General features: G+C 63.4%; 24 protein-coding genes. 10 read left to right on the forward strand and 14 right to left on the reverse strand.

The window, feature by feature from the left end; translation table 11 throughout:
* Positions 1–45 precede the first annotated feature (45 nt).
* From VMR39_RS19805 to VMR39_RS19840, 8 genes are all read right to left on the reverse strand, one after another.
* Entirely contained in the window at positions 46–1,077 is a 1,032-nt protein-coding gene (locus VMR39_RS19805) for a hypothetical protein (protein WP_325418266.1), read from the reverse strand.
* A 91-nt stretch (positions 1,078–1,168) separates the two neighbouring features.
* Positions 1,169–1,582 carry a GFA family protein gene (locus tag VMR39_RS19810; RefSeq protein ID WP_325418268.1) on the reverse strand — a complete coding sequence of 138 codons (414 nt, stop codon included), beginning with the start codon at positions 1,580–1,582 and terminating at the stop codon, positions 1,169–1,171.
* 103 nt (positions 1,583–1,685) lie between these two features.
* The gene (locus VMR39_RS19815; RefSeq protein WP_325418269.1) at positions 1,686–2,531 is read right to left on the reverse strand and encodes a MoxR family ATPase; all 846 of its coding nucleotides are present in this window, start codon (positions 2,529–2,531) and stop codon (positions 1,686–1,688) included.
* A gap of 74 nt (positions 2,532–2,605) precedes the next feature.
* Positions 2,606–3,286, reverse strand: a complete 681-nt coding sequence (locus tag VMR39_RS19820; RefSeq protein WP_325418271.1) for a DUF6975 family protein — start codon at positions 3,284–3,286, stop codon at positions 2,606–2,608.
* A gap of 156 nt (positions 3,287–3,442) precedes the next feature.
* A complete protein-coding gene (gene rpoD, locus VMR39_RS19825) occupies positions 3,443–5,488 on the reverse strand; it encodes an RNA polymerase sigma factor RpoD (protein ID WP_325418273.1) in 2,046 nt (681 codons plus the stop codon).
* 45 nt (positions 5,489–5,533) lie between these two features.
* The gene (gene dnaG, locus VMR39_RS19830) at positions 5,534–7,456 is read right to left on the reverse strand and encodes a DNA primase (RefSeq protein WP_325418275.1); all 1,923 of its coding nucleotides are present in this window, start codon (positions 7,454–7,456) and stop codon (positions 5,534–5,536) included.
* Complete coding sequence (locus VMR39_RS19835; protein ID WP_325418277.1) at positions 7,453–7,791, reverse strand: GIY-YIG nuclease family protein; 339 nt, start codon at positions 7,789–7,791, stop codon at positions 7,453–7,455. The genes dnaG and VMR39_RS19835 overlap by 4 nt, the downstream gene beginning before the upstream one ends.
* Positions 7,792–7,931: 140 nt before the next feature.
* Positions 7,932–8,384 carry a GatB/YqeY domain-containing protein gene (locus tag VMR39_RS19840; protein WP_325418279.1) on the reverse strand — a complete coding sequence of 151 codons (453 nt, stop codon included), beginning with the start codon at positions 8,382–8,384 and terminating at the stop codon, positions 7,932–7,934.
* Positions 8,385–8,537: 153 nt separating this feature from the next.
* Between VMR39_RS19840 and carA the strand changes: the two genes are divergently transcribed.
* The 6 genes from carA to VMR39_RS19870 all read left to right on the forward strand — a co-directional run bounded on the left by carA (position 8,538) and on the right by VMR39_RS19870 (position 15,233).
* Complete coding sequence (gene carA, locus VMR39_RS19845; RefSeq protein WP_325418281.1) at positions 8,538–9,716, forward strand: glutamine-hydrolyzing carbamoyl-phosphate synthase small subunit; 1,179 nt, start codon at positions 8,538–8,540, stop codon at positions 9,714–9,716.
* Positions 9,713–10,081, forward strand: a complete 369-nt coding sequence (locus tag VMR39_RS19850) for a ribonuclease E inhibitor RraB (RefSeq protein ID WP_325418283.1) — start codon at positions 9,713–9,715, stop codon at positions 10,079–10,081. The genes carA and VMR39_RS19850 overlap by 4 nt, the downstream gene beginning before the upstream one ends.
* Entirely contained in the window at positions 10,081–10,668 is a 588-nt protein-coding gene (locus tag VMR39_RS19855; protein WP_325418285.1) for a hypothetical protein, read from the forward strand. The genes VMR39_RS19850 and VMR39_RS19855 overlap by 1 nt, the downstream gene beginning before the upstream one ends.
* 4 nt (positions 10,669–10,672) lie before the next feature.
* Entirely contained in the window at positions 10,673–14,008 is a 3,336-nt protein-coding gene (gene carB, locus VMR39_RS19860) for a carbamoyl-phosphate synthase large subunit (protein ID WP_325418287.1), read from the forward strand.
* An 83-nt stretch (positions 14,009–14,091) separates the two neighbouring features.
* On the forward strand, positions 14,092–14,568 hold the full coding sequence (gene greA, locus VMR39_RS19865; protein WP_325418289.1) for a transcription elongation factor GreA: 477 nt from the start codon (positions 14,092–14,094) through the stop codon (positions 14,566–14,568).
* Between the two features lie 5 nt (positions 14,569–14,573).
* A complete protein-coding gene (locus VMR39_RS19870; protein WP_325418291.1) occupies positions 14,574–15,233 on the forward strand; it encodes a rhomboid family intramembrane serine protease in 660 nt (219 codons plus the stop codon).
* A 181-nt stretch (positions 15,234–15,414) separates the two neighbouring features.
* Here VMR39_RS19870 and VMR39_RS19875 read toward each other — a convergent pair whose 3' ends face one another.
* The 5 genes from VMR39_RS19875 to VMR39_RS19895 form a co-directional block, all read right to left on the reverse strand.
* Positions 15,415–15,636 (reverse strand): DUF4170 domain-containing protein, encoded by a 222-nt coding sequence (locus VMR39_RS19875; RefSeq protein ID WP_325418293.1) that lies wholly within the window; start codon positions 15,634–15,636, stop codon positions 15,415–15,417.
* 182 nt (positions 15,637–15,818) lie between these two features.
* Positions 15,819–16,460: a hypothetical protein gene (locus VMR39_RS19880; protein ID WP_325418295.1), complete on the reverse strand. Its 642-nt coding sequence runs from the start codon at positions 16,458–16,460 to the stop codon at positions 15,819–15,821.
* On the reverse strand, positions 16,453–16,776 hold the full coding sequence (locus VMR39_RS19885; RefSeq protein WP_325418297.1) for a hypothetical protein: 324 nt from the start codon (positions 16,774–16,776) through the stop codon (positions 16,453–16,455). The genes VMR39_RS19880 and VMR39_RS19885 overlap by 8 nt, the downstream gene beginning before the upstream one ends.
* Positions 16,773–17,159 (reverse strand): hypothetical protein, encoded by a 387-nt coding sequence (locus tag VMR39_RS19890; protein ID WP_325418299.1) that lies wholly within the window; start codon positions 17,157–17,159, stop codon positions 16,773–16,775. Before VMR39_RS19890 ends, VMR39_RS19885 begins: the two co-directional genes overlap by 4 nt.
* Positions 17,160–17,214: 55 nt before the next feature.
* On the reverse strand, positions 17,215–17,826 hold the full coding sequence (locus tag VMR39_RS19895; protein ID WP_325418301.1) for a hypothetical protein: 612 nt from the start codon (positions 17,824–17,826) through the stop codon (positions 17,215–17,217).
* A 223-nt stretch (positions 17,827–18,049) separates the two neighbouring features.
* On the opposite strand from VMR39_RS19895, the gene eno reads away from it, so the two are divergent.
* The 4 genes from eno (at position 18,050) to VMR39_RS19915 (ending at position 22,412) form a co-directional block, all read left to right on the forward strand.
* Positions 18,050–19,324: a phosphopyruvate hydratase gene (gene eno, locus VMR39_RS19900; protein ID WP_298396051.1), complete on the forward strand. Its 1,275-nt coding sequence runs from the start codon at positions 18,050–18,052 to the stop codon at positions 19,322–19,324.
* Between the two features lie 91 nt (positions 19,325–19,415).
* Positions 19,416–19,727 carry an FtsB family cell division protein gene (locus tag VMR39_RS19905; RefSeq protein WP_325418304.1) on the forward strand — a complete coding sequence of 104 codons (312 nt, stop codon included), beginning with the start codon at positions 19,416–19,418 and terminating at the stop codon, positions 19,725–19,727.
* 232 nt (positions 19,728–19,959) lie between these two features.
* Positions 19,960–21,039 carry a pyruvate dehydrogenase (acetyl-transferring) E1 component subunit alpha gene (gene pdhA, locus VMR39_RS19910; RefSeq protein ID WP_325418305.1) on the forward strand — a complete coding sequence of 360 codons (1,080 nt, stop codon included), beginning with the start codon at positions 19,960–19,962 and terminating at the stop codon, positions 21,037–21,039.
* Positions 21,039–22,412: a pyruvate dehydrogenase complex E1 component subunit beta gene (locus tag VMR39_RS19915; protein ID WP_325418306.1), complete on the forward strand. Its 1,374-nt coding sequence runs from the start codon at positions 21,039–21,041 to the stop codon at positions 22,410–22,412. The genes pdhA and VMR39_RS19915 overlap by 1 nt, the downstream gene beginning before the upstream one ends.
* An 89-nt stretch (positions 22,413–22,501) precedes the next feature.
* Here the strand turns inward: VMR39_RS19915 and VMR39_RS19920 are convergent.
* The coding region (locus VMR39_RS19920; protein WP_325418307.1) for a TadE/TadG family type IV pilus assembly protein at positions 22,502–23,190 on the reverse strand (689 nt) is incomplete at its 5' end.

The raw sequence follows: 23,190 nt of genomic DNA on the forward strand, positions 1-23,190 counted from the left end.
CAGCGGCTTTATCAGGTCCGCTTTCGCCTGTCGCGACGATTTGCGTCAGCGGCCCTGCACGGGAAGCATCGTCACTTCGCCGTTGGCGGCATAGGTGGCAACGACCTGCGCCTGCGCGGTCTGGCTGTCCTTGCCGTCCAGTATCGCGGCGACCTGACGCGGGCTGGGCACCTTGTCATAGGTGCCGTAGATGTCGGTCTGGCCGACCATGTGAATGGACAGCTTGTAACCCTGCGCGTTGGTCGCGGGATCGAAGGCCAGCACAGTGCCGCTGTCGTCAACCGGCACGATGATCGCGCCGTCGCCGCGGCCGGCCTGCTGGAGCATGTCGTAGCGCCCTTCCGCCGTGGTCACGGTGCCGCGCACGCAGAGCGCATCCTTGCCTTCGCGCGGAATGCGGACGTCCTGCGGCATGGCTCGATCGCCCGGATTAGCCTTCGCCAGTTGCGCATCGCCGGTATCGGCGGCCGGGCAGGCGCTGAACGTCGCGGGTGCGGTGGCATGAAGCGACGCGGCGTCGTCGAACGCAAGGCCGGACAACATGCCATCAAGGCCCGCCAGCACTTCGGCACGGCGTTCGGTCGGACCGGTGACGCGGATCTTGGCGATCCAGCGCCCGGCATGGACGAAGCCGGCCGCCGTAGTCAGGGCACCGTCGGCGGCATTGTCATAAACGGCGCGGATGGCACGTCCCGCCTGGCCGGCGGCAGTGGCGCTGGCATAGTCGGTGCGGCGTGTCTGACTGCCGAACCGTTCCATGACCGCCTTGTCGGTCATGTAGGCCGCCAGCGAGGCGTCGGCATAGGTCGGCATATAAACATAGAGGGTCGCCTGGATGGCGCCATCCTCGGACAGATATTGGGCGTAATTGTCGATCGCGCGCCCGCCATTGGAGGCTTCGCCGCTCTTGCTGAGCGAGAGGCCGGCCACGCTCTGGGGCATGGTGATCCCGGCTGCATTGGCGCGGATCGTGCTTTCCGTGGGCGTCCAGGCCTCGGCATCCTCGACCGCGTGCGCCAGCGATGGCAAAGCCAGCGACAGGACGGCGGACAACAGGAACAAAGCGCGCTTGGGCATCGGCATCCCTCTCCAGATCAAACCGTCTTGGCGCGGCTTTGAACTATGACAGGAAGGCTACAGACTATCCCGCAACGCGCAAGTCAGTAATTCACGCCACTGGCGGGATTTGCGCGGGATAATGCGGCAATGCGGGATCATGATGCGCCCAGTCGGGGGCAGCGTCGGTCCAGATTTCTGCCTGTGGTCCGATCAGGGAAGGATCGTCCAGCGCGCCAGCGCGGATGAAGGTCAGATGCGGGCGCGATTCGGCCATGCTGAACAGCGGCGAGCCGCAGGTCGGGCAGAAGCCGCGCTTCATGGCGTTGCCGCTGTCGGCGACGCTGTCATGCCAGCGCACCTCGCCGATAATGGTCACATGGTCGCTGGGGAAGCAGACATTCACGGTCGCGCCGCCGCCGCCCAGATATTGGCACAGGCGGCACCAGCACATGCGGGCGGCCATCGGTTCCGCGTCGATCGAGATGCGAACGGCGCCGCAAAGGCATCCGGCGGTATGGGGCATGGGGGATTTCCTTGGCTCGGACTCCGTTCGTTTCGAGCGAAGTCGAGAAACGTCATGAGTGGGCTATCCGCTTCTCGACACGCTCGAAGCGAACGGATGTAGATTACCGCCCCTGCCGCCGGGCCATGAAGGCCAGCCGCTCGAACATCATGATGTCCTGTTCATTCTTGAGCAGGGCGCCATGGAGGGGCGGGATCGCCTTGGTCGGGTCGCTGTTCTGGAGCACGTCCAAGGGCATGTCCTCGTTCAGCAACAGCTTCAGCCAGTCGAGCAGTTCGCTGGTGCTGGGCTTCTTCTTGAGGCCGGGGACGTCGCGTATCTCGTAGAAGATCTCCATCGCCTTGCTCACCAGAAGCTTCTGGATGCCGGGGAAATGGACATCGACGATCGCCTGCATCGTCTCGCGATCGGGAAATTTGATATAGTGGAAGAAACAGCGGCGCAGGAAGGCGTCGGGCAGTTCCTTTTCATTGTTCGACGTGATGACCACCACCGGCCGTTCGGCCGCCGCGATCGTCTCGCCCGTCTCGTAGACGTGGAAGGCCATGCGATCCAGTTCCTGCAACAGGTCGTTGGGGAACTCGATATCGGCCTTGTCGATCTCGTCGATCAGCAGCACCGGCAGTTTGGGGGAGGTGAAGGCCTCCCACAGCTTGCCCTTGCGGATATAATTGGAAATCTCGTGGACGCGCGGGTCGCCCAACTGGCCGTCGCGCAGACGGGCGACGGCGTCATATTCGTACAGGCCCTGATGCGCCTTGGTCGTCGACTTGACGTTCCATTCGATCAGCGGGGCGTCCAGCGCCTTGGCGATTTCCTGCGCCAGCACGGTCTTGCCGGTGCCGGGTTCGCCCTTCACCAGCAGCGGGCGGCGCAGCAGCACGGCGGCGTTGACGGCGACCTTCAGGTCGTCGGTGGCGACATAATCCTGCGTCCCTTCAAAGCGCATCCTGCAATCCCGTTCCGTTGTCTATGGCAACCGGACTAGGCAATGCGGCGCGCGGGCGCAATGCGTTTATGGGGTCAGCCCGCCTTGGCGCGGACGGCAGCGCGGGCGCCGAGCAGATCCCACAGGCCGCGATGCTGGGCCAGCAACTGGCGCGCGCCGAACTGGATCGCGCGGTCGATACCATCATCACCACCGATGGCACGCGCGACGTCCAGCGTGGCGGCGCGATCGGGCAGAGAGCAGGGCTGCGGTTCCAGCCCGGCGCGGATCGCCACCATGTCGAGTACATGGCGCATGGCGCGCCAGTCCAGCACCAGCGCCATCGCCGCACCCATGGCGCAACCGCGCCGGTCGGACTGGGCGAGCGTGTCGAGCGCGTGGCGCTGCTGGCTGACGGCAGTCTCGCAATCGGCCTGTCCCGCCGTGCTGGGGGCAGGGCCGGCGGCGACCGTGACTTGCGCCAGATAGGCGCGCTCCGCAGCGAAGGCGTCCGCCGCATCGATCAGCCAGCGGCGCGCGGCATTGTCGGTCGACCGGGTGGCGGCATAGTCGATGACGCCGGGATGGCGGCCATGGAGCAGGCTGACATAGGTGGCCGCGTCGGCGAGGTCGGGCAGCGGCAGCTGGGCATCGCGGACCACGCCCATGCTGGCGCGGTTGGCATAGGCGTGAGCGGCGGTGCCATCAGCGGCGACAAGCGCTTCGAGGACACGCGATATGTCGCCAAATTGATAGCGGGGTGCCGCTTCGCTCATGCTCCAGATCCCTGTGATGCCCCGCCCATGCAGGGAGAAGCCCAGAAATAGGCGAACCGAGTAAACGTCCGGTTTACGGAATCAGAAAGGGCGACCGTGAAAGCCGCCCTTTTCCGTCAAGGATGGTTAATTTATATTTACCGATCCATTTTAATTTTACTGATCGAGGAAAGACCGCATCTTCCGCGAGCGGGACGGGTGCTTGAGCTTGCGCAGCGCCTTCGCCTCGATCTGGCGGATACGCTCGCGGGTCACGCTGAACTGCTGGCCCACTTCTTCAAGCGTATGGTCCGTATTCATGCCGATGCCGAAGCGCATGCGGAGCACGCGTTCCTCGCGTGGCGTCAGCGAGGCAAGGACGCGCGTGACCGTTTCCTTGAGGTTCGCCTGGATCGCCGCGTCCACCGGGATGATCGCATTCTTGTCCTCGATGAAGTCGCCGAGGTGCGAATCTTCCTCGTCGCCGATCGGCGTTTCGAGGCTGATCGGCTCCTTGGCGATCTTCATCACCTTGCGGACCTTTTCGAGCGGCATCGACAGACGCTCGGCCATTTCCTCCGGCGTCGGCTCGCGGCCCTGCTCGTGCAGGAACTGGCGGCTGGTGCGGACCAGCTTGTTGATCGTTTCGATCATGTGGACCGGGATACGGATGGTCCGCGCCTGATCCGCGATCGAACGGGTGATTGCCTGCCTGATCCACCATGTCGCGTAGGTGCTGAACTTGTAGCCGCGGCGATACTCGAACTTGTCCACCGCCTTCATCAGGCCGATATTGCCTTCCTGGATGAGATCCAGGAACTGAAGGCCGCGGTTCGTGTACTTCTTCGCAATGGAGATGACGAGGCGCAGGTTCGCTTCGACCATTTCCTTCTTCGCGATGCGCGCTTCACGCTCGCCCTTCTGCACCATATTCACGATGCGGCGGAATTCGGACAGCGACATGCCGGTCGCCTGCGCGATCTCGTTCACCTCGTTGCGGATGCGTTCGACCGCGCGGCCCTCCGCAGCGGCGAAGGCGGCCCATTTCTTGTCGAGGCCCTGCACCTTTTCCAGCCAGGCATCGTCCAGCTCGTTGCCGACATAGCGGTCGAGGAAATCCTTGCGGCTGACCTTGTGCCGTTCTGCCAGGCGCAGCATCTGGCCGCCCAGCGCGGTCAGGCGCCGGTTATAGGCATAGAGCTGATCGACCAGATATTCGATCTTCTGCTGGTGGAACTGGACGCTCTCGACCTCGGCGGTCAGGCTTTCGCGCAGACCCTGATAATCGTCTTCGGCCTTCTGGCTCAGCGTTTCGCCATTGGCCATGGCGACCATGCGCGCTTCCTGCGCGGCGGAGAAGGCGCGAAAGATTTCGGTGATGGTGGCGAACTTCTCAAGCGCCATCGGCTTGAGCGTCTCTTCCATCTGGGCGAGGGAGAGGGTGTTGTCCTCTTCCTCTTCTTCCTCGTTGCGGCGGGCACGGGGCGCGCCGTCCTCATCTTCGTCGCCGTCGGCCGATTCTTCCTCCGGCTCTTCCTCTTCCTTGAAGCTGGGACCGGCGGTCTTCTCGCTGATCTCGCCATCATCATCCTCGGCGCCTTCCTCCAGATTTTCCGGAGCAGGATCCTTGGAGAGCATGGCGTCGAGATCGAGTATCTCGCGCAGCTGCATTTCGCCGTTGTTGAGCGCGGTCGACCATTCGATGATCGCGTTGAAGGTGGTCGGGCTTTCGCACAGACCCAGGATCATGGTGTCGCGGCCGGCCTCGATCCGCTTGGCGATGGCGATTTCGCCCTCACGGCTGAGCAATTCCACCGCGCCCATTTCGCGCAGATACATGCGAACGGGATCGTCGGTGCGATCGACCGTTTCCTTCTTCTTCTCGGTGACGAGCTTGGGGCCGTCATCGTCGTTCGAATCGTCCTCGGCGTCCTCGGCATCCTCGCGCTCGCGCTGCTCGTCGCCGTCTTCGCTGGCTTCCTCATTCTCGACGATGTTGACGCCCATTTCGTTGAGCGCCGCCATGATGTCCTCGATCTGCTCGGAGGACATCTGGTCCTGCGGCAGGGCATCGTTCAGCTCGTCATAGGTGATGTAGCCGCGCTTCTTCGCGCGGGCGATCAGCTTCTTGACCGAGGCTTCGTTGAGATCGAGAAGGGGGGCGTCGCCGCCATCCTCCCCATCGCTCACGCTGCCATTCTTGCTGTTCGCCTTGGTCGCCATCTATTCGCCTTACTTCGCCGCCCTTCTGGAAAGGGCTAACCTAAATCAAACAATGTCTTCGGACTGCGCAAGTTCCGCCAGACGACGGTCGTGATCAGCTTTCAGCGCGCGAACGCGCTGCTGTTCAGCGAAATTTTCCTCGCTGAAGTCGCTCTCAAACCGCCTTGTGGCCTCCACCAATGCTGTTTCCAGCTCCGGTCCCTGCGCCATCACCCGAACAGCCTCCTCCAGATCGCGCGCTAGGCGGTCAGGGTCGGCGGCCATCCTGTCGGGAGTGAGTGTGAACGCATCGGCCCGGAGCATCCCCTTGGCCATATTATACAACTCACCTTGCCCCAATATGGTAAGGAGGGCCTGCGTTTCAACTGTTTCTTTGCGGAAGGACAGGCTGATCATCGCAGCGAGCAGCTGCGCGAGCAGCGGATCGCCGATTTGCAGGGCCGAAAGCATCTCCCGATGGGGGGCGATCTGTTCGGGATGGCGGAGCAGGGCGGCGAGGATCGCGCGCAGCAGGCGCTGCTCCATGCCGCTGGCGCCGATGGCCCGCGCTTCGGTACCCGCGGGAGGAATCGGCGGTTTCCAGTTGCCGCGCTTGTCGCGCTGCCAGCGACCCGCCCCGAATCCAGCGCCGTTTCCGCCGCCGCCCTGAAAGCGCTGCTGCGCCGGGGCCGAATCGCGGCGGGCGAAAAAGAGCGCGTCGTACCGCTCGCGAAACTCATGGGCGTAATGGGCGCGCACGTCGGGATGTTGAATCGCGTCCGTTATGGAGCGAAGCCGTTGTTTGAGCGCGGCCTTCTCCTCCGGCGTGCTGAGCGGCGCTGACGAGACTTCATGCTTCCAGAGCCGTTCGATCAGCGGTTCTGCGGCGCCCAGCACCGTTTCCATCGCGTGCCGGCCGCTGGCGCGGATCAGATCGTCGGGATCCTGGCCCGTCGGCAGCGTCGCGAAGGCGAGGCTGTGGCCGGGGCGGAGCAGCGGCAGGGCGCGTGTGGCGGCGCGGATCGCCGCCTTCTGTCCGGCCGAGTCGCCGTCGAAGCAGAGGAGGGGCACCTCCACCATTTTCCACAATCGCTCGATCTGATGTTCGGTGAGGGCGGTGCCGAGCGGGGCGACGGCTTCGCCGAACCCGGCCTGCGCCAGCGCGATCACGTCCATATAGCCTTCGACCACGATGACGCGGCCGCTGCTGCGGCTGGCGGGGGACGCCTTGTCGATATTGTAGAGGGTCCGCCCCTTGTCGAAGAGCGGCGTGTCGGGCGAGTTCAGATATTTGGGTTCGCCGGCACCAAGGATACGGCCGCCAAAGGCGATGACGCGCCCGCGAATGTCGCGGATCGGCAGCATGAGGCGGCCGCGGAAGCGGTCGTAGGTGTCGCGTTTCCTGGCCTTGCCGCTATCCGGCTCGATCCCGTCCGGGTCGATGAGAAGCCCGGCCTCGACCAGCATCGGGTCGCCGAACTCCTTGAGCGCGGTCTTGAGGCGTCCGCGTCCATCGGGCGAATAGCCAAAGCCGAAGGCGCGGCGGGTGGCGTCGCTGATGCCGCGCTTGCCGAGATAGGCGCGCGCCTCGCCCCCGTCGATGCCGCCCAGCTGCTCCTCGAAAAAGCCCTGCGCGGCGGCCATGGCGTCGTGCAGCCCCTTGGCCTGTTCGGCACGGCGCGCGGCGCGTGGATCGGCCGCCGGAACGTCCATGCCGGCGGTCGCGGCGAGTTCCTTCACGGCCTCCATGAAGGGCAGGCCGCGTTGGTCGGTCATCCAGCGGATCGCATCGCCATGCGCGCCGCAGCCGAAGCAGTGGTAGAAGCCCTTCTCGTCGTTGATCGTGAAGCTGGGCGTCTTCTCATTATGGAAGGGGCAGCAGGCCTTATATTCGCGGCCGGCCTTCTGCACCTTCACCGTCTTGCCGATGAGGGTCGAAAGCGACGTCCGCGCGCGCAGTTCGTCCAGCCATTGGGGGGTGAGGGTCATGCGGGGGGCTCGGGGGCGGGTGCACCACCGAACGGATCTTTGGCTTTGTCACGTTCGTGGGGCGGTTTTGCCAAATGCGATACCAAAGACCAGTTTCCCGCTATCATCGCTTCCTTCTTGGCGCGCGACCAGCCGCCTATGATGCGTTCCGCTTCCAATGCTTCGATCCGGGTGCCGAAATTCTCGCTCCAGACGAGCGTAACGGGCAGGCGCGTGCGGGTAAACTGGCTGCCCTGGCCGCATTGATGCTGACCTATGCGGTGCTCCAGATCGTCGGTGTGGCCGGTGTAATAACGGCTATCGGAGCATTTGAGCATATAGGTCCAGAAAGCCATCGGACGATTATGCCTGAACCCGCGCTTGTGTCGAGCATGGCGCCATGCGTTTCTCGACTACGCTCGAAACGAACGGATATGGTAGCAGCTCCCTCCCGCAAGCGGGAGGGGGAGAGGGCGTGGCGCTCCCCCGTCTTCACTCACCCAAGCGCCGCCTTCACCAGCCCGCTGGCCTTGCTCATGTCGATCACCGTTCCATGGCGTTCCTTCAGTACCGCCATCACCTTGCCCATGTCCTTCACGCTTTCCGCGCCGACTTCGGCCTTGATCCCCTCGATCGCGGCCTTCGTCTCTTCCTCCGTCAGCTGGGCGGGCAGGAAGCTTTCGATTACGTCCAGTTCGGCCTGCTCCCTGGCGGCGAGTTCGTCGCGGCCGCCGCTCTTGAACATGTCGATCGATTCGCGGCGCTGCTTCACCATCTTTTGCAGCACTTCGACGACCACGGCGTCGTCGTCCGGCACGCTGGTCGCGGTGCGCAGTTCGATGTCGCGGTCCTTCAGCTTCGCCAGGATCAGGCGCACGGCGGCCAGGCGATCCTTCTCACCGGCCTTCATCGACTCGATCTGGGCGCTCTTGATGGTGTCGCGAATCATGGCGAATGAATCCTGTCTCTTCGGGAAAGGACCAGATATAACGCCAAAAGAGATTTTTAACAGACGTTGACCTTGGGAGGATGCGCGCCTACCTGACCGGCCGTTTAACCCGCTCCAGACGGGTTCCCGCAAAAGCATAAAGGACACCAGACCATGGCAGACGCCAAGACCCTCATTGTGCCCAAAGGAGCGACAGGGGTCGTGGTTTTTGCGGATGGCTCCGCTGTCTTCGGTCGTGGCTTCGGCGCGGTCGGCGATGCGGTGGGCGAACTCTGCTTCAACACCTCGATCACCGGCTATCAGGAGATCATGACCGATCCGTCCTACGCCGGGCAGATCATCAATTTCACCTTCCCGCATATCGGCAATGTCGGCACGAACCTGGATGACGTCGAGGCGACTTCGCCCCATGCGCTGGGCTGTATCGTGCGGCAGGACGTCACCGCGCCCAGCAATTTCCGCAATGTCGAACCCTTCGACCAGTGGATGCGCGACAATGGCCGCATCGGCCTTGCCGGGGTCGACACCCGCGCGCTGACCCGCCTTATTCGCATCAAGGGCGCGCCCAATGTCGTAATCGCCCATGATCCCGAAGGCGCGTTTGACATCGCGGCGCTGGCGGCGAAGGCTGCATCGTGGCCGGGGCTGGAGGGCATGGACCTCGCCATCGAGGTCACGGGCAAGGAAAGCCGCCTGTGGAAGGACGGCGTGTGGAAGCTGGGTCACGGCTATGGCCTCGATGAGGCCGGCGAAGAACGCCCCCATGTCGTCGCGATCGATTATGGCGCGAAGAACAATATCTTCCGCAATCTGGTGCAGGCCGGCGCGCGCGTCACCTTGCTGCCCGCCACCGCCACCTACGAACAGGTGATGGAGCAGAAGCCCGACGGCGTGTTCCTGTCCAACGGTCCGGGCGATCCGGCTGCGACCGGCGCCTATGCCGTGCCGGTGATTGCGGCGCTGCTGACCGATAATATGCCGATCTTCGGCATTTGCCTTGGCCACCAGCTGCTGGGGTTGGCCGTGGGCGCAAAGACGATCAAGATGCATCAGGGCCATCGCGGCGCGAACCATCCGGTCAAGCGCCTGTCGGACGGTCTGGTCGAGATCACGTCGATGAACCATGGCTTCGCCGTTGACGTCGACACGCTGCCCGCCAATGCGCGTTCGACCCATGTGTCGCTGTTCGACGGCAGCAATTGCGGCATCGAACTGACCGACAAGAACGCTTTCTCGGTGCAATATCACCCCGAAGCCTCGCCCGGCCCGCAGGACAGCTTCTACCTGTTCCAGCGGTTCGTGGACGGCATCAAGAAGCCGGTCGCGGCGTGAGCCAGAACCTGCCCCCCGTTGACGAAGCGCGCCTCGCGGCAGAGTGGGAGGCGGACAAGTCCGTCCTCGCCAATCTGGCCGCCAATGGCGACGTGGCGCGGATCGCGCGGCCCGTGGACGTCAGCTTCAAGGGCAGCGAGAAGGATTTCGAGCGCGTCCTGACCATCGCCAGCCAGTTCGGTTTCGTCGAACTGGACCGGGAAGAGGATGAGGATGGCGACCTGTTCCTGTTCCTGGAATGCGTGCAGCCGGTCGACGAAGCCTCGATCCGCGCGCTGACCAAGAAGTGCCTCCAGATCGAAATCCTCTGCGGCGTCGAATATGACGGCTGGGGCTGCGAAGCGCAGGCGGGGGGCGTGCATTGATGGACGCGGCTGCAACTGTCCAGACTTGCCCACAGGCGTACGAGGTGTTCGCACCGGCTTCAAAAATTCCTGAGTTAGTAAAGCTAGCTAAGGCGAAAAAATGGCAAGCATCCGCTGCTGAAATCGAGCCAGGCGATGTGGGACGATTTACTATTTTTGTTACTCAACGAAGAGATGTGCCTGAGCCGTTTTCGTTGATTAACGAGGTGCCGTATGTGGTGCGCTCTCTAGGTGGCTACACGACCGTGTCGCAGGCTAAACCTCAAGGTCTAAGATGTGAACTGCCGTCTTGGATATCATCGCTTGGGGCAACCCTGCCCAAAGCTATTTTCTTTGAGGTGCGCGGCAATGGCGCCGAAAAGCTTAATAAAGATGCGATTTCGCTTGGCCTGAATTTCAGCAAGTTTGCAGGAAACGGTTCTGAAGCGGTTTTTAGATTTTCAGAGCCTTCCGGTCTGTCGGACAAAAAGATCCAGTCTATTTATTACCGCATGTATCGAGGCGACTATGGTGACGCCGAGTTGGCTATCGGAATGTCTCGCGCTGAGATTATCGAACGCGGTGAAGCGAAGTGGGGACGTAAGTAATAAAATGCCTAAAAGAACCGACATCTCCTCCATCCTCATCATCGGCGCTGGCCCGATCATCATCGGCCAGGCGTGCGAGTTCGATTATTCGGGCACGCAGGCGGTGAAGGCGCTCAAGGAAGAGGGCTACCGCATCATCCTGGTGAATTCCAACCCGGCCACCATCATGACCGACCCGGAATTTGCCGACGCGACCTATGTCGAGCCGATCACGCCCGAAATCGTGGCGAAGATCATCGAGAAGGAGCGGCCGGATGCGGTGCTGCCGACCATGGGCGGGCAGACGGCGCTGAACACGGCGCTGGCGCTTTACAATGACGGCACGCTGGAGAAGTTCGGTGTCCAGATGATCGGCGCGGATGCCGAGGCGATCGACAAGGCGGAGGACCGGATCAAGTTCCGCGACGCCATGGACAAGATCGGTCTGGAAAGCGCCCGTTCGCGTATCGCGCATACGATGGAAGAGGCGCTGGAGGCGCTGGAGTTTACCGGTCTTCCCTCGATCATCCGCCCCAGCTTCACCATGGGCGGCACCGGCGGCGGCATTGCCTATAACCGCGACGAGTTCATGAACATCGTGCGCGGCGGCCTTGACGCGTCGCCGACGACCGAAGTGCTGATCGAGGAATCGCTGATCGGCTGGAAGGAATATGAGATGGAGGTCGTGCGGGATCGCAACGACAATGCCATCATCATCTGCTCGATCGAGAATGTCGATCCGATGGGCGTCCATACCGGCGACTCCATCACTGTCGCGCCGGCACTGACGCTGACCGACAAGGAATATCAGATCATGCGCAACGCCAGCATCGCGGTGCTGCGTGAAATCGGCGTGGAAACAGGCGGTTCCAACGTGCAGTTCTCGGTCAATCCGAAGGACGGCCGCCTGATCGTGATCGAGATGAACCCGCGCGTGTCGCGCTCCTCGGCGCTGGCGTCGAAGGCGACCGGCTTCCCGATCGCCAAGGTCGCGGCGAAGCTGGCCGTCGGCTATACGCTGGACGAGATCGAGAATGACATTACCGGGGCGACCCCGGCGTCGTTCGAACCGACCATTGACTATGTCGTGACCAAGATTCCGCGCTTCGCCTTCGAAAAGTTCAAGGGCGCCGAGCCGCTGCTCGGGACCGCGATGAAGTCCGTCGGCGAAGTCATGGCGATCGGCCGCAACATCCATGAATCGATGCAGAAGGCGCTGCGCGGTCTGGAAACCGGCCTCAGCGGTTTCAATAATGTCGATCATCTGGTCGGCGCGCCCAAGGACGACATCATCGCTGCGCTGGCGCAGGCGACGCCCGACCGGCTGCTGGTCGCCGCGCAGGCTTTGCGTGAAGGCCTGAGCGTTCAGGAAATCCACAATATCGCCAAGTTCGATCCCTGGTTCCTGGAGCGGATCAAGGAAATCGTCGATGCGGAAGGCGAAGTGCTGGAAAACGGCCTGCCACAGGATGCGGACGGCATGCGCCGCCTGAAGTCCATGGGCTTTTCCGACAAGCGGCTCGCCTATCTGGCGCTCAAGTCCGCGAACCTGCGCGGCATGGAGCGCGGCATTGCGCGCGGGTCGGGCCTGATCCACGAAGCGGTCAAGGCTATGACCGGCGGCGTGACCGAGGACGAGGTGCGCAAGCTGCGCCACAAGCTGGGCGTGCGCCCGGTCTTCAAGCGCATCGACACCTGCGCCGCCGAGTTCGAAGCGAAGACGCCCTATATGTACTCCACCTATGAAGCGCCGCTGTTCGGCGAGGCGGAGAATGAGGCGCAGCCCAGCGATCGCAAGAAGGTCGTCATCCTGGGCGGCGGGCCGAACCGGATCGGACAGGGCATCGAGTTCGACTATTGCTGCGTCCATGCCTGCTTCGCGCTGAGCGAGGTCGGCTATGAGACGATCATGGTCAACTGCAACCCGGAAACGGTGTCGACCGACTATGACACGTCCGACCGTCTCTATTTCGAGCCGCTGACGGCAGAAGACGTGCTGGAAATCCTGGCCGTCGAAATGTCGCGCGGGACGCTGGCCGGCGTGCTGGTGCAGTTTGGCGGGCAGACGCCGCTCAAGCTGGCGCAGGCGCTGGAGGATGCGGGCATCCCGATCCTGGGCACCAGTCCGGACGCGATCGACCTGGCCGAGGATCGCGAGCGCTTCGCCGCGCTGATCGACAAGCTGAAGCTCAAGCAGCCTGCCAACGGCATCGCCCGCAGCCGCGAGGAGGCGATCGCGGTCGCCAACCGCATCGGCTATCCGGTGCTGATGCGGCCGTCTTACGTTCTTGGCGGTCGCGCCATGGAGATTGTCGACGGCCAGGCGCAGCTGGAGGAATATATCACCACGGCCGTGCAGGTGTCGGGCGACTCGCCAGTGCTGATCGACCAGTATCTGCGCGACGCCGTGGAAGTGGACGTGGACGCGCTGTGCGACGGTGACGATGTCGTGGTGGCGGGCGTGCTCCAGCATATCGAGGAAGCGGGCGTTCACTCCGGCGACTCCGCCTGCTCGCTGCCGCCCTATAGCCTGTCGGACGAGGTCATCGCGGAAATCGAGCGGCAGACCGAAGTTCTGGCGCGTGCGCTTTCGGTTCGCGGCCTGATGAACATCCAGTTCGCGGTCAAGGACGGCACCGTCTACCTGATCGAGGTGAACCCGCGCGCCAGCCGCACGGTCCCCTTCGTCGCCAAGGCGATCGGCACGCCTATCGCCAAGATCGCCAGCCGCGTGATGGCCGGCGAGAAGCTCAGGGATCTGCCGACGATCGACCGCAATGCGATTTCGCACGTCGCGGTCAAGGAAGCCGTCTTCCCCTTCGGCCGTTTCCCCGGCGTCGATCCGGTCCTCTCGCCCGAAATGAAGAGCACGGGCGAAGTCATGGGAATCGACAGCAATTTCGCGACCGCCTTCGCCAAGGCGCAGCTGGGCGCGAGCACCGTTCTGCCGACCAGCGGCACGGTCTTCGTGTCGGTCAAGGACAGCGACAAGCCGGTGATCCTGCCGGCGGTGCAGAAGCTGGCGGGCATGGGCTTCACCATCATCGCCACCGGCGGCACCGCTTCCTATCTGGAAGGGCAGGGCATCGCGGTCGAAACGGTGAACAAGGTTGCCGAAGGGCGCCCGCACATCGTCGACCGGATCACCGACGGCGACGTGCAACTGATCTTCAACACCACCGAGGGCTGGCAGTCGCTCAAGGACAGCAAGGCCATCCGCACATCGGCGCTGCGGGCGAAGATCGCCAGCTTCACCACGGCGGCCGCCAGCGTCGCTGCTGCGGACGCGATCGAGGCGCTTCGGGGGCGTGCCCTTGAAGTGCGCGCGCTCCAGTCCTATTATCCCCTGTCGCAAGCCTGAACCCCTGCACAAGGAATGATGCTGCGGGGCGGCTCCTGTGGAGGAGCCGCCAGAGGGAAGTTTTGACGAAGGATTATTAGGGAATGGCGACCGTCGAGAAGATGCCGATGCTGCAGCAGGGCTATGACAAGCTCAATGCGCAGCTCCGCGAACTGAAGGCCGAACGACCCTTGATCGTGGACGCCATCGAGGAAGCGCGCGCGCATGGCGATCTGTCGGAAAATGCCGAATATCATGCGGCCAAGGAACGACAGGGCCAGGTCGAAGCGACGATCAACGACCTGGAAGACAAGCTGTCGCGCGCCCAGATCATCGACCCGACCACGCTGTCGGGCAACAAGATCGTGTTCGGTGCGACCGTGACGCTGCTGGATGAGGACGACAAGCCGATCAAATATCAGATCGTGGGCCAGGCCGAGGCGGATGCCAAGGCGGGCATGATCAGCTATAACAGCCCGCTGGGCCGTGCGCTGATCGGCCGCGAGGTCGGCGACGAGGTTGAAGTGTCGGTCCCGTCGGGCGACAAATTCTACCTGGTCGACAAGATCCAGTTCATCTGAACGCCGTGAGACTGCCTGCCGGTCGCGCCACCAACGGGATCGCGGCGATCAGTGTCGCCGCCTTCCTGCTCCTGTATCTGACCGGCAAGGTGGATGACGCCGCCATTCTTGGCGGCTTCATCCCGGCGCGCGTGGGCGAGCCGGCGCTGCTCGCGGGCATGATGGCGGTGCCGACCTGGCTGACGCCGGTTTCCTGCACCTTCATCCATGCCGGATGGCTGCACATCGGTTTCAACATGCTGATGCTGGTCTTCTGCGGGCGGCAGGTGGAGCATGTGCTGGGCTGGGGCGGGACACTGTTTCTCTACGCTGTCGGCGGCTATGCGGCCTGTCTGGCGCAATGGGTGGTGGACCCGGCTTCGACCAATCCGATGGTCGGAGCGAGCGGCGCGATTTCCGCGATCCTCGCGACCTATTCTTTGCTCTACAGCCAGCAGCAGGTGCGCAGGGTCGGCCCCCTATCGGCCAATCTCGTGCGCGTGCTGTGGCTGGCAGCGGGCTGGATCGCGATCCAGTTGATGATCGGGGTAGCGACATCCGGCGGGTTCAGCGATCTGGGCCAGATCGCCATTGCCGCGCATATTGGCGGTTTCCTGGCGGGTCTGGCGCTGACACGGCCGCTGCTGCGCTGGCGTTTCCGCAAGAAGCCAAGCGCAGTGAATTAAGGCGTGCGGGGTTGGAAAGTCACAAATTCTCCCCTGTAATGTTCGGCAGAGGCGCGTGCATCTGCTGAAGGGGAACCGCTCGCGTAGTGAGTGGTGAAGGGGTGTCACCCTCTCGATAGCGGGGCACCCCTCCGTCTGGCCTTCGGCCATCCACCTCCCCTTGCAGGGGAGGATGAGCTAATCAGCCGTTCGGCAGGTCCGGCTCCAGCAGGCGGTGCAGATGCACGATCACATAGCGCATTTCGGCGTCATCGACGGTGCGCTGGGCGGCGCCGCGCCAGGCCTTTTCGGCCGAGGCATAGTCGGGGAACACACCGACCAGATCGACCTGGCTCAGGTCCTGAAATTCCAGCGTCTGCGGGTTGGTGACGCGACCACCCATCACCAGATGCATCTTGCTCATGGTCTTGTTGTTCTCCTTTGGCTGATGGCGAGCGCGTGCTTTTTTCCGTCGCATCGCTTTCCACAAAATCTGCTCCCGCCTGTCGGCAGGCTCTGATTTTTGTGGGCGATGCTCTAGCATCGCTCCGGCGATCAGCCAAGGAGAGGAACGGCAGGTGTCGATTGCGTATCGGGCAATCGCGATTAGCTTTTCGGCAACCGTGCCTTGATCGCGTCGCTGAGGGCGTCGACCTTCGCCGCGACAAGGCTTGCGACATCGTCGGCGAGCTTCGACGCCTTTGCCGGAATTTCGGCCGACGCTACGCTGTCCTTCGCGCTGGACGCGGCGTCGCTGGCGGCGGTGAAGGCGTTGCTGGCGCCCTGCTTGACCGTTTCGGCGCCCTCGGCCGCGGCGCTGCGGGCTGCCGTGGCAGCGTCGGCGGCGGCATCCCGCGCCGTCACGGCCGCGTCGGCTGCGGCCGCACGGGCGGCGATTGCTGCTTCGATCACGCGGGATCCGGCGGTGGCGGCGAGGCCCGGCAATGCCTTCATCGCACGGCGGCTCTTGGGGAACATCCAGGCGACGACGGCGCCCACGGCGACCGCGCCGGCGACAGCTGCGATCGGATGTTCCTGCACGATCTCATTGGCGCGCGCCGCGACGCGCTGCGTGCGGTCCTTCGCATCGCCATAGGCATCGCTCGCCTTGTCGCGCCCGCTCTGGAGCAGGTCGCCGGCGCTTGTCCGCGCCTTGTCGGTGGTGTCCTTGATTCGGTCGGTCGCGGTGATCGCCGCATCATTGGCGGCCTCCCGAACGCGGGTGAATTGAGCGCGGATGTCAGCCATCGTCAGTCTCCGAATTTTCTGAATCTTGGTTCCTGAAGCGAACGTATAGCGACCGGAAAAGTGCCGCCAGCGGACGCCGGGCCAGGAACAGGCCAAAGGCGCCGGCCGCTGCGCCGATTGCGACAGGGCGCTGCTGCGCCTTTGCGGCGACGAACGCGACGCCGTTCTTCGCCGCGCCGCTGATGCCGTCCTTCACATCCTGTGTCAGGCGCGCAGGGGCAATGCGCGCCTTGGCGTCATCTGCCGTGGCGAGCAGTTGGGCACGCGCTGCATCCGCGCGCGCAGACGCTTCGCGAAAGGCGGGTTCCCGATTCATGGCGTGATCGCTTTCTTCATGCGGCTGATGCAGCCCTTGGCCGCGAGCAGCAGCACTACCACGATCAGCAGCGCGCCGCCGACCACGATCAGCGTGCCCCAGAGCGGTCCGACATGCGGGGCGAGGGCGATGATCAGGCCGATCAACAGGGCGACGATGCTGGCAAAGGCCAGGATCAGGGCAATGCCGCCCAGGATCGCGGCGTTGCGGATGCCTGCCGCCGCGATTCCTGCGCGCAGTTTCTGCTTTTCCGCCTCCGCAGCGGCATAGGCGCGTCCGTCTGCGTAAAGGCGGGCAAACACGTCCTTCACGCTCTCGTCGGACGCATCATGCTGCCCATCGGCCTGCGGCGTCACCGCCGTTTCCGCTGGTTCGTCGATCAAAAATCCCTCCGCCCCGCCTTGCGGGCCTGTGCGTCGGTTCTGGAAAACGCGCCGATCAGGCCTTATCGTCCGATCCCTTGGCGAGGCGCATCAGCACATAGCCGACCACTGCCGCCGCGCCGATCGCCACGGCCGGGCTCTTGCGCACGAAGTCGCGCGCTTCGCCCATCAACTGGTCGACATCCTTGCTGTCCAGCGTATCTGCTGCACCGGCTACCGATTGAGCGGCCTGGCGCGCATAGTCGCCATATTGCGGGCCGAGCTTCGCATCCACAGTGCCAGCGGTGTCGGAAATCAGCTTGGCAAGGCTCTGCATCGCAGTGCCGGTCTTGTCCTTGGCGGCTCCGGCGGCGGACATGGCGGTCTTGCCGGCCTGTTCCTTGATCGGCGCCCAATCGACGGCGTTGATCTTGTCCGCTGCCGCTTTCGCAACCTTTTCGGCCTGCTCCTTGATCGGGGCGATCTGGGCAGCCCAGCCGTGCGAAGCGGCGCCGTTTCCGGGCTTTTTCGCTGCGGGAGCCTTGCGTGTCGCAGCCGCCTTTACCGGCGCCGCCTTCACCGGCGCAGCGGCGGCAGTCGTCGCCTTGACCGGCTTCGCCTTCACAGGCTTGGCCGCAGGCGTCTTCTTCACGCGCTTGACGGGCGGGGTTTCCGGTGTGTCGGCCATCGTCGTCAATCTCCCTTTCATGTCCAGCATGGCGGCCGCGCGGAACGCGGCGGGGTCATGCTCCTAATGCTTCGCGGCGGCCTACAGTTCCGTTGCCGTTACATTTTGAGCATCGGCATTTTTTCGCATCGTGCAACCCCCCGCATTGCCAAGGCGGGAGGCGCTGGCTAAGCGGGGCGCGAAATAGCCCCGGCCGTGCAGGGCCGTTTATCAGGGAGCGATCATGACCGCTATTCTCGACATCCACGCCCGCCAGATCCTCGACAGCCGTGGCAACCCCACCGTTGAAGTCGACGTCATGCTGGAAGATGGCAGCTTCGGCCGCGCCGCCGTACCTTCGGGCGCATCCACCGGCGCCTATGAGGCGGTCGAGAAGCGCGACGGCGACAAGAGCAAATATCTGGGCAAGGGCGTGCTTGCCGCCGTCGCCGCCGTCAATGACGAGATTGCCGAGCAGATCATCGGCATCGACGCCGAGGACCAGGCCGAAGTCGACGCCGCGATGATCGCGCTGGACGGTACGGAGAACAAGTCGCGCCTTGGCGCCAATGCCATCCTGGGCGTATCGCTCGCCACCGCCAAGGCGGCTGCCGATGCCCGCGGTCTGCCGCTCTACCGCTATGTCGGCGGCGTGTCGTCGCACGTCCTGCCGGTGCCGATGATGAACATCATCAACGGTGGCGAACATGCCGACAATCCGATCGACTTCCAGGAATTCATGATCATGCCGGTGGGTGCGGAAAGCATCGCCGACGCGGTCCGCATCGGTTCGGAAATCTTTCACACGCTCAAAAAGGGCCTGCACGACAAGGGCCTGGCGACCTCGGTCGGCGATGAGGGCGGTTTCGCGCCCAACATCGCCTCGACCCGCGACGCGCTCGACTTCATCATGCTGTCGGTCGAGAAGGCGGGCTACAAGCCGGGCGACGACGTCGTGCTGGCGCTGGACTGCGCCGCGACCGAATTCTTCAAGAACGGCAAGTACGAGATTTCGGGCGAGGGCCTGTCGCTCTCGCCGGTCGAGATGGCCGACTATCTCGCGGCTCTCTGCGCCGACTATCCGATCAAGTCGATCGAGGACGGCATGAGCGAGGATGATTTCGAGGGCTGGAAGGCGCTGACCGACAAGATCGGCAACAAGGTCCAGCTGGTCGGCGACGACCTGTTCGTCACCAACCCCGCACGCCTCGCCATGGGCATCGGCAAGGGGCTGGCCAACTCGCTGCTGGTCAAGGTGAACCAGATCGGTACGTTGACCGAGACGCTGGCCGCCGTCGATCTGGCCCACCGCTCGCGCTACACCGCGGTCATGTCGCACCGTTCGGGCGAAACCGAGGATGCGACCATCGCCGACCTGGCCGTCGCGACCAATTGCGGTCAGATCAAGACCGGCTCGCTCGCCCGTTCGGACCGGCTCGCCAAGTATAATCAGCTCATCCGTATCGAGGAAGAGCTGGGCGACATCGCCGTCTACGCCGGCCGCTCGATCTTCCGTTAATATCCGGCCATGAAAGGCTGAAATATTCGGCCGGTCGCAAGTTGACTATTTTTCACTTGCGGCCGGCCTTTTGCTGTGATTCCACTGTTCCATGGCGCATATCGCGAAACTTCGACTGTTATTGGCATCGGCCTTTGGTCCTGCGATCGCGCTGCTCCTGCTGCTGTCGTTCGCGGGTTATGTGGTGCTGGGGTCGAACGGCGTGCTGGCCTGGGGCGATTATACCCGCCAGTTGCGTCAGGCGCAGGGCGAACTCAAGAAGACGCAGGAAGCACGCGCCGAATTGCGCAACCGGGTAGAGGCGCTCGATCCGCGCCGCGTCGACCCCGATCTGGCGGATGAGCTGATCCGCCGCCAGTTGGGCGTGATTCACCATGACGAAGTGATCGTTCCGCTCAACTGAGCCTTGCGTGCGCCGGAGTGCGGCGCAAGGATTTTGCGCCGGAAAAGCCGTCTCGGCAATAATGCTGCGAGCGTGTCGAAGCCGCCGCCGCGAACTGCCTTGAGAGTCATCAGTTTTCGGCGGCAGCTATTGGTTTTGCCCGGATTCCGCGGCGTCCGCCGTTGCAATATATGCAACTCTGCCGCTATATCGGGCTTCCTTCCATCCTACCCCACGCAAAAGGATAACAGCCTTGGCGAAACCAACGACGCCGCGCGCAGCGAGCGCAAAGGCAAAGGCGGCTGCACCCGCCCCTGCCGGTGCGGACCATAACCGCCCGCGCCCGCAAACGCCGACTGACTACAAGGCCAGCAAGGAAGAGCTGCTGGAATTCTATCGGCAGATGGTTCTCATTCGTCGCTTCGAGGAAAAGGCCGGCCAGCTGTACGGCCTGGGTTTCATCGGCGGCTTCTGCCACCTCTATATCGGCCAGGAAGCGGTCGCGGTGGGCATCCAGTCGGCGCTCAAGCCCGGCAAGGACAGCGTCATCACCGGCTATCGCGACCATGGTCACATGCTGGCCTATGGCATCGATCCCAAGGTCATCATGGCCGAACTGACCGGCCGCGAAGCGGGTATCTCGCGCGGCAAGGGCGGTTCGATGCACATGTTCAGCGTCGAACATAAATTCTACGGCGGCCACGGCATCGTCGGTGCGCAGGTGTCGCTGGGCGCAGGCCTGGGCTTTGCGCACAAGTACAACAATGATGGCGGCGTCTGCGTCGCCTATTTCGGCGACGGCGCGGCCAACCAGGGCCAGGTCTATGAATCCTTCAACATGGCCGAACTGTGGAAGCTCCCGATCATCTTCGTGATCGAGAACAACCAGTATGCCATGGGCACCAGCGTCAACCGCGCCTCGTCGGAAGACCAGCTCTATCGTCGCGGCGAAAGCTTCCGCATCCCCGGCATCCAGGTCGACGGCATGGACGTGCTCGCCGTGCGCGGCGCGACCGAGGAAGCGCTCAAGTGGGTGCAGGGCGGCAATGGCCCGATCCTGCTGGAAATGAAGACCTACCGCTATCGCGGTCACTCCATGTCCGACCCGGCCAAATATCGCTCGCGCGACGAAGTGCAGGCGGTGCGCGACAAGTCCGACCCGATCGAAGGCGTGAAGAAATATCTGATCGACGCCGGCGTCAGCGAAGACGAGATCAAGGTGATCGACCAGGATATCCGCAAGATCGTCGCCGAGGCGGCCGACTTTGCCGAAACCTCACCCGAACCGGAACTGGCTGAACTCTATACCGACGTGCTGGTGGAGCAATATTAATGGGTATCGAAATCAAGATGCCGGCGCTCTCGCCGACGATGGAAGAGGGCACGCTGGCCAAATGGCTGGTGAAGGAAGGCGACGAAGTGAAGTCCGGCGACATCCTCGCCGAGATCGAGACCGACAAGGCGACGATGGAATTCGAAGCCGTCGATGAAGGCAAGATCGGCCAGATCATGATCGCCGAAGGCACCGAAGGCGTGAAGGTCGGCACCGTCATCGCGACGATGGCCGGCGAGGGCGGCGAAGCCGCGCCTGCGCCCAAGGCGGCTCCCGCTGCCGAAGCGCCCAAGGCCGATGAAGCCCCCAAGAAGGCGGAAAGCGGCACGTCCAAGCTGGCTTCGGAAGCCCGTGCGACCGTGCAGGATCCGGATCTTCCGGCTGGCACCGAGTTCGTCAAGACGACTGTCCGCGAAGCGCTGCGCGACGCGATGGCCGAAGAAATGCGCAAGGATGAGCGCGTCTTCGTGATGGGCGAGGAAGTCGCCGAATATCAGGGCGCCTACAAGGTCACGCAGGGCCTGCTGGACGAATTCGGCGACAAGCGCGTCATCGACACGCCGATCACCGAATATGGCTTCGCCGGCATCGGCGCGGGTGCGGCCATGGGCGGCCTGCGCCCGGTCATCGAGTTCATGACGTTCAACTTCGCCATGCAGGCGATCGACCACATCATCAACTCGGCGGCCAAGACCAACTACATGTCCGGCGGCCAGATGCGCTGCCCGATCGTGTTCCGCGGTCCCAACGGCGCGGCCAGCCGCGTCGGCGCGCAGCACAGCCAGAACTATGGTCCCTGGTATGCCGCCGTCCCGGGCCTGATCGTCATCGCGCCCTATGACGCGGCCGACGCCAAGGGCCTGCTCAAGGCCGCGATCCGTTCGACCGACCCGGTCGTGTTCCTGGAGAATGAGCTTCTCTACGGTCGCAGCTTCGACGTCCCCAAGGTCGACGATTACGTCCTGCCGATCGGCAAGGCGCGCATCATGCGTCCGGGCAAGGACGTCACGCTAGTCAGCTACTCGATCGGCGTGGGCCTGGCGCTCGACGCGGCGGAAACGCTTGCCGGCGAAGGCATCGACGCCGAAGTGATCGACCTGCGCACGCTGCGCCCGCTCGACACCGCAACGGTGCTGGAAAGCCTGAAGAAGACCAACCGTCTGGTCGTGGTGGAAGAAGGCTGGCCGACCTGCTCGATCGCGTCGGAAATCGCTGCGGTCGTGATGGAGCAGGGCTTCGACGACCTCGACGCCCCGGTCCTGCGCGTCACCAACGAGGACGTGCCGCTGCCTTATGCCGCGAACCTCGAAAAGCTGGCGCTGATCGACGCGGCCCGCGTGGTCGAGGCCGCGAAGAAGGTCTGCTACAAGTAAGCCGGCTGCGCCGATGAAAAGAAAAGGGACGCCTTCGTCGACGGAGGCGTCCCTTTTTCTGTATGCCGCAGCGGTTTCAACCTGTCTTTTCAGGCGTTATAGTTTCCTGATCCGCAGGGCGAATTGGTGCCGGTGGCGTTGATATCGTTGCTCGACCGTTCGCGCACGCTCATCGCTGCGATTGCGGACATTTGCGGTGTGCCGAAAAAGGCTGAGGAAACGAGTGGTTTATAGGTATAATAGACCTCGACGAAAATCGTCTCGTTATCTTTTGACGCGGCGATTTTGCGGCCTGTAGGGCCTATGCCGTCTGCTCCCAGATTCGTGTTCACGGCATAAGGGGAATCCTTGACCAGTGCGCCGGTGCAGCGCTGCCATCGTACTTTCTGGTTCGTGACGTTGTTCGAACTGTCCAACACTGGCTGGACGCTGGACACGATGATGCGTCCCCGATTGCGCAGGTCGATGGTGTCGCCCAATATCTTGATACCGCCCAAGGCGTCCGTAACGTCGCCATTGCTGATCGACAGGCGGATGCGTGAGACGCTGTCAGCTGTCAGCGTGGCGATGTCGCCCAGCTTCTGCGACGTAAATGCCATATTGGCCGCTTCCATGCCGTACATGGTCAGGCCGACGAGCACGGGAAGCGCCAAGGCAAATTCCACCGCCGCAACACCTTTGGCATTGTGTCCTAATCGACGCATCTTTTTCGCGATCCTGATCATGCCTTGCACTTCGGTGTGGGGACGGTCTGTACTTCGTAAGGCTGGCGCCGCAT

The sequence above is a fragment of the Sphingobium sp. genome (assembly GCF_035511395.1).
In the GTDB taxonomy this organism is placed as follows: domain Bacteria; phylum Pseudomonadota; class Alphaproteobacteria; order Sphingomonadales; family Sphingomonadaceae; genus Sphingobium.

What these genes read in the sequence shown, in the direction of transcription:
- VMR39_RS19805 (WP_325418266.1), bottom strand. Translation starts at nt 1,077, where the DNA reads ATGCCCAAGCGCGCTTTGTTCCTGTTGTCCGCCGTCCTGTCGCTGGCT.
- VMR39_RS19810 (WP_325418268.1), bottom strand. Translation starts at nt 1,582, where the DNA reads ATGCCCCATACCGCCGGATGCCTTTGCGGCGCCGTTCGCATCTCGATC.
- VMR39_RS19815 (WP_325418269.1), bottom strand. Translation starts at nt 2,531, where the DNA reads ATGCGCTTTGAAGGGACGCAGGATTATGTCGCCACCGACGACCTGAAG.
- VMR39_RS19820 (WP_325418271.1), bottom strand. Translation starts at nt 3,286, where the DNA reads ATGAGCGAAGCGGCACCCCGCTATCAATTTGGCGACATATCGCGTGTC.
- rpoD (WP_325418273.1), bottom strand. Translation starts at nt 5,488, where the DNA reads ATGGCGACCAAGGCGAACAGCAAGAATGGCAGCGTGAGCGATGGGGAG.
- dnaG (WP_325418275.1), bottom strand. Translation starts at nt 7,456, where the DNA reads ATGACCCTCACCCCCCAATGGCTGGACGAACTGCGCGCGCGGACGTCG.
- VMR39_RS19835 (WP_325418277.1), bottom strand. Translation starts at nt 7,791, where the DNA reads ATGGCTTTCTGGACCTATATGCTCAAATGCTCCGATAGCCGTTATTAC.
- VMR39_RS19840 (WP_325418279.1), bottom strand. Translation starts at nt 8,384, where the DNA reads ATGATTCGCGACACCATCAAGAGCGCCCAGATCGAGTCGATGAAGGCC.
- carA (WP_325418281.1), top strand. Translation starts at nt 8,538, where the DNA reads ATGGCAGACGCCAAGACCCTCATTGTGCCCAAAGGAGCGACAGGGGTC.
- VMR39_RS19855 (WP_325418285.1), top strand. Translation starts at nt 10,081, where the DNA reads ATGGACGCGGCTGCAACTGTCCAGACTTGCCCACAGGCGTACGAGGTG.
- carB (WP_325418287.1), top strand. Translation starts at nt 10,673, where the DNA reads ATGCCTAAAAGAACCGACATCTCCTCCATCCTCATCATCGGCGCTGGC.
- greA (WP_325418289.1), top strand. Translation starts at nt 14,092, where the DNA reads ATGGCGACCGTCGAGAAGATGCCGATGCTGCAGCAGGGCTATGACAAG.
- VMR39_RS19875 (WP_325418293.1), bottom strand. Translation starts at nt 15,636, where the DNA reads ATGAGCAAGATGCATCTGGTGATGGGTGGTCGCGTCACCAACCCGCAG.
- VMR39_RS19880 (WP_325418295.1), bottom strand. Translation starts at nt 16,460, where the DNA reads ATGGCTGACATCCGCGCTCAATTCACCCGCGTTCGGGAGGCCGCCAAT.
- VMR39_RS19885 (WP_325418297.1), bottom strand. Translation starts at nt 16,776, where the DNA reads ATGAATCGGGAACCCGCCTTTCGCGAAGCGTCTGCGCGCGCGGATGCA.
- VMR39_RS19895 (WP_325418301.1), bottom strand. Translation starts at nt 17,826, where the DNA reads ATGGCCGACACACCGGAAACCCCGCCCGTCAAGCGCGTGAAGAAGACG.
- eno (WP_298396051.1), top strand. Translation starts at nt 18,050, where the DNA reads ATGACCGCTATTCTCGACATCCACGCCCGCCAGATCCTCGACAGCCGT.
- VMR39_RS19905 (WP_325418304.1), top strand. Translation starts at nt 19,416, where the DNA reads ATGGCGCATATCGCGAAACTTCGACTGTTATTGGCATCGGCCTTTGGT.
- VMR39_RS19915 (WP_325418306.1), top strand. Translation starts at nt 21,039, where the DNA reads ATGGGTATCGAAATCAAGATGCCGGCGCTCTCGCCGACGATGGAAGAG.